Here is a 6,823-nt window from a genome sequence, read left to right on the forward strand (position 1 = left end):
GTGCGCGCGGCCGTCAGCGCGGCCCGCACGGTGACGGCCCCGGCGATGCCCAGCGCCGTCCGCTCGTCGTGCCCGGCGGCGCGGGCCACGTCGTACGACCGCTGCCACACGTCCTCGTCGAGGAGGGGCGCGAGGCGCAGCAGGCCGTCGTGGATGCGCTGGCGGCGCTGGAGCAGCTTGAGGTCGAGGGGAGCGAAGCGGCCGACGCGGGCCGGGGCGGCGGACGGTCCGACCGCGCGCAGGGCCGACTCCAGTGGGCGCAGCCGGTGGAAGCTGATCCGGTCGCGGGTCCACTTCTCCAGGAAGGGCCCGGCCTGCGGCACGATGAACCCGATCCCGACCAGCGTGGCGTCCAGGATCGCGAAGGGCGGCGCCAGCCGGGTCGACAGCCAGTCCCAGTCGGCGCCGGTCCAACGCGCGCCCACGGCGGTGAACTTGGCGATGTCGAAGACCAGCCCGAAGGCGTAGCCCGCCTGGAGGAACACCAGCCCGGCCTTGAGCCACGCGTCGCGCACCCGGGAGGTCCACGTCCAGATGAGATACGCGGCGACGAGCGCGGACACCATGTGCGCGAGGAGATAGAGCAGGATGTGCCAGCGCATCCAGGGTTCGCAGGCGTAGTAGGTGTCCAGGTCGTGGACGCGTTCGTCCGGTACGTCCGCGAGCAGGAAGGTGATCCACAGCGCGACGACGATCCCGGTGTAGATGATCCAGATGCGCCGGATCGTGCGGTCGCGGCGCGGGGACGGTTCGTCCCGCCAGGTGACGACCATCGCCAGACACGAGCCGCAGAACGCGGTCAGGAGTGAATAGACCCAGGGGGCCGCGATGTTGGGCACACCGGTGGCCGTGTTGATCCCGTGGATGCCAGCCGGGGAGACCGAGACGAACACGGCGGCGGCCAGCAGCAGGAGCAGCGTCGTCGCGCGGACGTCCGGATCCTTCCAGGCGCGGACGAACGTCGGGGTCTTCAGGGCCAGCGCCAGCGCCAGGAGCACGGCGGGCACGGCGTAGGGAATGGGGGAGGCTGGTGGGCTCATCTCGGCAGCTGACCGCCCCGGTTGAGGAGGGAGAGCCGGATACGGCCTTCCAGTGTCGCGGAGTTGACCGGGCCGCGGGCGTACCGGCCGGGTATCCAGGTCCGTAACTCCCGGCCGAAGAGCAGCCCGAACGTCTCCGCGTCCCGCTCGTGCCGGTCGGCCGATCCGGCGCGGGCGGCGACGGCGGGCAGGGTCTCGCGGGGCACCTCGCGCGCGGCGAGGATGCGCGCCGCCGTCCGCCGTACCGCCTCGGTGGCCCGCTCGGGGCCGAGCGTGCGCGCGTCGGTGGCGTGATGCCCGTGCTCGCCCTGTTCCTCGTGCCACAACTCGTGTCCGAGGATGACCAGTTGGGACTCCGGTGGAGTGCGTTCCTCCACCACGACGATGGACCGGTCGCCGCAGTCGAGCCGCAGCCCGGACACCGGGACGTCCTCGGGGAAGGCCCGGAAGACCAGGTCGATCGGACGGCCGCGACGCCTGCTCATGGCGTCGCAGAACGCGCTCATGACCACGCGTGGCTCGGCGGGCGGGGTGAGCGTCCTGGACGCCTCGGCCACCAGCACGGCCAGCAGTGACTTCATCGCCCTGGTCATCGTCGGCTGTCTCCCTCGTCGGACCCGACCATCCGGACCACAGGTGTCGGCGGGGGCGTGCCGCCTCGCGACGGCGTGGGGGGTGCGGTGCGCGTGTGGTGCGCATGACAGCCTATGCGGGGGCGGTGCACCGATCAACGACGGCCCGGGGTCGGGATGCCAACGGCTTGCTCAAGCACCTCGACCCGGGTGGGCCGGTCGGCTACGGCCGACTCCCCGCGCCGGACGCGCCATGCCCAGCCGTACGTCCCGCACCGGCCGCGAGAAGCGCACCACCGGCTCGCCGAGCGGAGCGGGCAGGCCCGCCGCGGCCGTCAGGTTCTCCTCCAGCGCCTCGACCCTCGCGGAGTTCAGCGGCCAGGGCTCGTGCTCCACCGCGCTCTCCCAGAGCAGCCCCGCGCGGCGCGTGTACGCCCGCCAACGGGAGACCAGCCAGTGGTCCCGTTCCGTCAGCTCGACGGGATCGCCGGGCCGGACGGCCAGCCGGTAGCGGGCATCGCCGGTCCAGCGCGAGCCGGAGTACACGACGGTGTCCCCGCTCCTGCACAGGTCCACGCTCGCCGGTGTGTACGGCGCCCCGATGGCGCGGGCCGCCCACATCGCCGGGCAGCCGACGTCGACGGAGAACAGCCACAGCCCGTCCCGTCCGCCGCGGTGCCGGACGTAGGTGCGCAGATTGGTCTGCGGGAAGTCCGGGAGCGCGGGCAGCGCCGAGGGCATCCCCGGGAGACGTACGTCCGCCATGAGGAACAGGGCGAGCGTCACCCAGGCGGTCCCGTCGTACCGGTCGACGGTCAACTCCTCGGGCAGCAGGGCCTGTACCGCCTCCGGATCCATGGGCCAGTGGACGAACGTCAGCGTCCGCCACCGTGCCCGCATGACGGGCACCCGCACCCGCTCCTCCGCCGCACCACAGGACACCATGCCCGGCGAGTCCCCGGACGCGGGCCGGGGAAAACCCGCGAGCACGGGCCGAGGGAAACCCGTGGGCATGGGCCGGGGAAACCCGTAAGCACGGATCCCGCCCATGAGACGTTTTACCTTTGGTCGCTATGTTGAGCCGATCGTATGAGGAACGGCTGACGGGTCGGGGCGGGATGCAGCAGACGCAGGAACGGGTCCAGGAGACAGCCGCGCCCCCGGGCCCCGCCGCTTCGGGCCTGCTCCGCAACAAACCGCTCCTCTTCCTGGGCGCGGCCGTGCTGCCCGGCGCGCTGGTCTTCCTCGTCGGGCGGTGGGGGGACGCGCCGGCCGTGCAGGCGTGGCGGACCGTCGCGCTCGCCGTGGTCCTCCAGGCGACGCCGTTCATGCTCCTCGGCACCGCGCTCTCCGGGGCCATCAACGCGTTCGTCCCGGCCTCCGTCTTCACCCGGCTCCTGCCGAAACGGGCCGCCCTCGCGGTGCCGGTCGCCGGGGTCGCGGGAGTGGCGCTGCCCGGCTGTGAGTGCGCGTCGGTGCCGGTCGCCAACAGTCTGATCGGGCGCGGGGTCGAGCCCGCCGCCGCGTTCGCCTTCCTGCTCTCCGCGCCCGCCGTCAACCCGGTCGTCCTGACCGCCACCGCCGTGGCCTTCCCCGGGCAGCCCGTGATGGTGGTGGCCCGCCTGGTGACCTCGCTGCTCGTCTCCGCCCTGATGGGCTGGCTCTGGCTGTGGCGGGGCAAGGCGGAGTGGCTCCGGCCCGCTCCTCGGCACACCGGACACCACCACGGGCACAGCCGCTGGGCGGAGTTCCGCGCGGGCGTGCAGCACGACTTCCTGCACGCGGGCGGCTTCCTGGTCGTCGGCGCGCTGGCGGCGGCCACCTTCAACGTCGCCGTACCGCCCTCCCTGCTCGACGCGTTCACCGGCTCCGCGTGGCTGGCGGTGCCGTTCCTCGCCGGACTCGCCGTCCTGCTCGCGGTCTGCTCCGAGGCCGACGCCTTCGTGGCCGCGTCGCTGACCGGCTTCTCACCGGTCGCCCGGCTGACCTTCATGGTGGTCGGGCCCATGGTCGACCTGAAGCTGATCGCCCTCCAGGCGGGCACCTTCGGGCGGGCGTTCGCGCTCCGCTTCTCCAGCGCCACGGTGGTCGTGGCCGTCCTGTGCAGCGCCCTGATCGGAGGAGTACTGCTGTGAAACGCCCCGTCCAGGCGGCCCTGCTCCTCCTCAGCGGCCTCGGCCTGCTCCAGGCCGCCCTCTTCTCCGACCTGTATCTGCGCTACGTGAAGGCGGGGATGAAGCCCCTCCTGATCGCCTCGGGCATCATTTTGCTCGGCCTCGGCGCCGCGCAGGCGTGGACGGCGTTCCGCAAGGCCCCGCACGAGGGCGAACACCCGCCACCGCGCGTCGCCTGGCTCCTCTTCCTGCCCGCCCTGAGCCTCCTCCTCTGGGCCCCGCCCTCCCTCGGCGCCTACACCGCCGCCCGGGAGACACCCCGCGCGACGGCCGCCGACGTCTCCGACGCGGACTTCGACCCGCTGCCCGCGACCTCCCCCCTGCCCCTCACCCTCGGCGACTTCACCCACCGGGTGCAGGAGGATCACACCAGGGCGATCGAGAAGCGCACGGTCCTGATGACCGGCTTCGCCACCCCCGCCGCCAAGGGCGACGGCTGGGACCTGACCCGGCTCATCATCAACTGCTGCGCCGCCGACGCCCAGTCGGTCAAGGTCCGCATGTACGGCCACCCCGCCCCCAAGCCCAACACCTGGGTCACCGTCACCGGAACCTGGCACCCCCACGGCACCCTCGGCACCGCCTCCGCCGAAGTCGCCTTGGACGTCCGCACCTTGAAGAAGGTCCCGCGCCCGACGAACAGCTACATGGACGCCCTGCTGCCCGGCTGACCTCCGCCGAAGGGAACGTCTTTTCGCCGCTTCACCCCTGCCGGTGAAGCCGTTTCCGCTTGCACGGGAGCTGCTGCTTGACTGCCCGGCGACAGGGAGTATTCAGGCGTTAACCACCCAAGGTGCAGAAATCATGCAGACGACGGAATCCCCGTACATCCGAACAGAGGACCTCGAGGCCGTGATCCGCGATGTCATCGCGCCCCTGGCCGACGAGGTGGACCGCGCGGGGCGATTCCCGGGTGAGGGCATCCGGGCGCTCGGCGAGGCCGGGCTGCTCGGGCTGCTCAGTTCGCGGGAGAGTGGCGGGGCGGGCGCGGGACTGCGCGAGGCCGCCCAGGTGATCGAACGGCTCGCGGGCGCCTGCGGTTCGACCGCCATGGTGCTGCTCATGCACTACGCGGCCGTCACCGTCCTCGACCGGTACGCCTCCGACGAGGTACGCCGCGAGATCGCCGCCGGGAACCATTTGAGCAGCCTCGCCTTCTCCGAGCGCGGCTCCCGCAGCCACTTCTGGGCCCCCGTCGGCACCGCCACCCCCGAAGGCGCCGACACCGTCCTCCTGGACGCCCAGAAGTCCTGGATCACCTCGGCCGGAGAGGCCGACAGCTACGTCTGGTCCAGCAAGCCGCTGGAGGTGGAGGGCCCGATGTCGCTGTGGCTGGTCCCCAGCGACAGCGCCGGACTCGACGTACGCGGCCCGTACGACGGATTCGGCCTGCGCGGCAACGCTTCCAGCCCCGTCTCCGCGAAGTCCGTCTCCGTGCCCCGCACCGCGCTGCTCGGCACCGACGGGGAGGGCCTGGGCACCGCCCTCGAAGTGGTGCTGCCGTACTTCCTGGTGCTCAGCGCCGCCTTCTCGCTCGGCGTCACCGAGGCCCTGCTGAACCTCACCGCCACCCATCTGCGCGAGACCCGCCTCGTCCACCTGGACCAGACGCTGGCCGAGCAGCCGATCGCCCGCAACCAGTACGCCGCGCTGCGGCTGCGCGCCGACGCGCTGCGCGCGATGCTGGAAGCGACCCTGACCGCCGTGGAGAACGGAAGCCCGGAGGCCACCCTGCGAGTCCTCCAGATCAAGGCCCTCGCCGCCGAGACCGCCGCCGAGGTGGCCGACGGCACGATGCGCCTGTGCGGTGGCGCCGCCTTCCGCCGCGAGACCGGTGTCGAACGCCGCTTCCGCGACGCGCTCGCCGCCCGCGTGATGGCCCCGACCACCGAGGCGCTGCACGACTTCTGCGGCCGCGCCGAGCTGGGCCTGCCGCTGTTCGAGGGGGCCTGATGACCGAGCTGCTCCTCGGCGCCGTCGCGTACGACCCCAAGGTCGTGACCATCTGGTCCGGCTTCCGGGACTGGCTGCGCGACCAGGGCCTGCCCTTCGACTTCGTGCTCTACGCCCACTACGAACGCCAGGCACAGGACCTGGTGGACGGCCGCATCGACGCCGCCTGGCACTCCCCGCTGGCCTGGCTGCGCACCCGCCGTCTGGCCGAGGCCCAGGACACGGACGTGCGGTCGCTCGTCATGCGCGACACCGACCGCGATCTGACCTCCGTCGTCGTGGTCCGCGCCGACAGCGCGATCCGCGAGCCCGCCGACCTCAAGGACAAGACCGTCGCCGTCGGTGCCGTCGACTCGCCGCAGTCCACCCTCATCCCGCTCCAGCACCTGGCCGACCTCGGCCTGGAGCCGGGCACCGACTTCACGGTGCGCCGCCACGACATCGGGGTCGGCCTGCACGGTGACCACATCGGCGGCGAGCGCGACGCGGCCCGCGCCCTGATGGCCGGGGAGGCGGACGCCGCCTGCATGATCGACGCCAGCCATCTGCTGTTCGGCCAGGAGGGCACCCTCCCGCCCGGCGGCACCCGGATCCTCACCCAGACCGGGCCCTACGACCACTGCGTCCTGGCCGCCGGACCGTCCATCGACCCCGAACTGGCCGACCGGTTCACGCAGTTGCTGCTCTCCATGTCGTACAGCGACCCCGAGGTGCGCCGCCTCCTCGACCTGGAGGGGCTCACCCGGTGGGTGCCCGCCCGCGAGACCGGGTTCGGGCAGCTCACCGCGGCCGTCGACGCAGGCGGTTTCTATGACCCGGGCGGCCGGATCACCGCCGCCGACTACCGGCCATGACCACCAACGCGGCCTCGGCCGACCTCGGCACCCTCGGCTTCGAGCAAGGCGCGCGGCTGCTGCTGACCCGCGTCCTGCGCCAGGTGCCGCCCGGCACCACCGTCGAGATCACCGGGACCGACCCGGCACTCGCGCTCCACCTCGCGGCCTGGTGCCGCCACGAGGGGCACGAGCTGGAGCGGGCGGACCCGCGCGACGCCCCGGTCGTCGCGCGGCTCCGCCCGGGGCCC

The 6,823-nt window shown here is 72.8% G+C and carries 8 protein-coding genes; 5 read left to right on the top strand and 3 right to left on the bottom strand.

The genetic code is table 11. The features are described 5' to 3' along the window. The 3 genes from GTW40_RS10220 to GTW40_RS10230 all read right to left on the bottom strand — a co-directional run. On the bottom strand, nucleotides 1-1,040 hold a 1,040-nt coding region (locus GTW40_RS10220), incomplete at its 3' end, for an MAB_1171c family putative transporter (RefSeq protein WP_161179848.1). Beyond that, on the bottom strand, nucleotides 1,037-1,633 hold the full coding sequence (locus tag GTW40_RS10225) for a toxin (protein WP_161179849.1): 597 nt from the start codon (nucleotides 1,631-1,633) through the stop codon (nucleotides 1,037-1,039). The genes GTW40_RS10220 and GTW40_RS10225, both read right to left, overlap by 4 nt. A gap of 171 nt (nucleotides 1,634-1,804) precedes the next feature. Beyond that, nucleotides 1,805-2,557, bottom strand: a complete 753-nt coding sequence (locus GTW40_RS10230; RefSeq protein ID WP_161179850.1) for a DUF2071 domain-containing protein — start codon at nucleotides 2,555-2,557, stop codon at nucleotides 1,805-1,807. Between the two features lie 173 nt (nucleotides 2,558-2,730). Here GTW40_RS10230 and GTW40_RS10235 point away from each other — a divergent pair, with 173 nt between their 5' ends. From GTW40_RS10235 to GTW40_RS10255, 5 genes are all read left to right on the top strand, one after another. Further along, nucleotides 2,731-3,747, top strand: coding sequence for a permease (locus GTW40_RS10235; RefSeq protein WP_161179851.1), 1,017 nt, complete (start codon nucleotides 2,731-2,733; stop codon nucleotides 3,745-3,747). Next, entirely contained in the window at nucleotides 3,744-4,457 is a 714-nt protein-coding gene (locus GTW40_RS10240; RefSeq protein ID WP_161179852.1) for a TIGR03943 family protein, read from the top strand. Before GTW40_RS10235 ends, GTW40_RS10240 begins: the two co-directional genes overlap by 4 nt. A gap of 133 nt (nucleotides 4,458-4,590) precedes the next feature. After that, complete coding sequence (locus tag GTW40_RS10245) at nucleotides 4,591-5,739, top strand: acyl-CoA dehydrogenase family protein (protein WP_161179853.1); 1,149 nt, start codon at nucleotides 4,591-4,593, stop codon at nucleotides 5,737-5,739. Then, nucleotides 5,739-6,593: a phosphate/phosphite/phosphonate ABC transporter substrate-binding protein gene (locus tag GTW40_RS10250; RefSeq protein WP_161179854.1), complete on the top strand. Its 855-nt coding sequence runs from the start codon at nucleotides 5,739-5,741 to the stop codon at nucleotides 6,591-6,593. The genes GTW40_RS10245 and GTW40_RS10250 overlap by 1 nt, the downstream gene beginning before the upstream one ends. Next, the coding region (locus GTW40_RS10255) for a sulfurtransferase TusA family protein (RefSeq protein ID WP_161179855.1) at nucleotides 6,590-6,823 on the top strand (234 nt) is incomplete at its 3' end. The genes GTW40_RS10250 and GTW40_RS10255, both read left to right, overlap by 4 nt.

This window comes from Streptomyces sp. SID4985 (genome assembly GCF_009863025.1).
In the GTDB taxonomy this organism is placed as follows: domain Bacteria; phylum Actinomycetota; class Actinomycetes; order Streptomycetales; family Streptomycetaceae; genus Streptomyces.

What these genes read in the sequence shown, in the direction of transcription:
- GTW40_RS10225 (WP_161179849.1), bottom strand. Translation starts at nt 1,633, where the DNA reads ATGACCAGGGCGATGAAGTCACTGCTGGCCGTGCTGGTGGCCGAGGCG.
- GTW40_RS10230 (WP_161179850.1), bottom strand. Translation starts at nt 2,557, where the DNA reads ATGGTGTCCTGTGGTGCGGCGGAGGAGCGGGTGCGGGTGCCCGTCATG.
- GTW40_RS10235 (WP_161179851.1), top strand. Translation starts at nt 2,731, where the DNA reads ATGCAGCAGACGCAGGAACGGGTCCAGGAGACAGCCGCGCCCCCGGGC.
- GTW40_RS10245 (WP_161179853.1), top strand. Translation starts at nt 4,591, where the DNA reads ATGCAGACGACGGAATCCCCGTACATCCGAACAGAGGACCTCGAGGCC.
- GTW40_RS10250 (WP_161179854.1), top strand. Translation starts at nt 5,739, where the DNA reads ATGACCGAGCTGCTCCTCGGCGCCGTCGCGTACGACCCCAAGGTCGTG.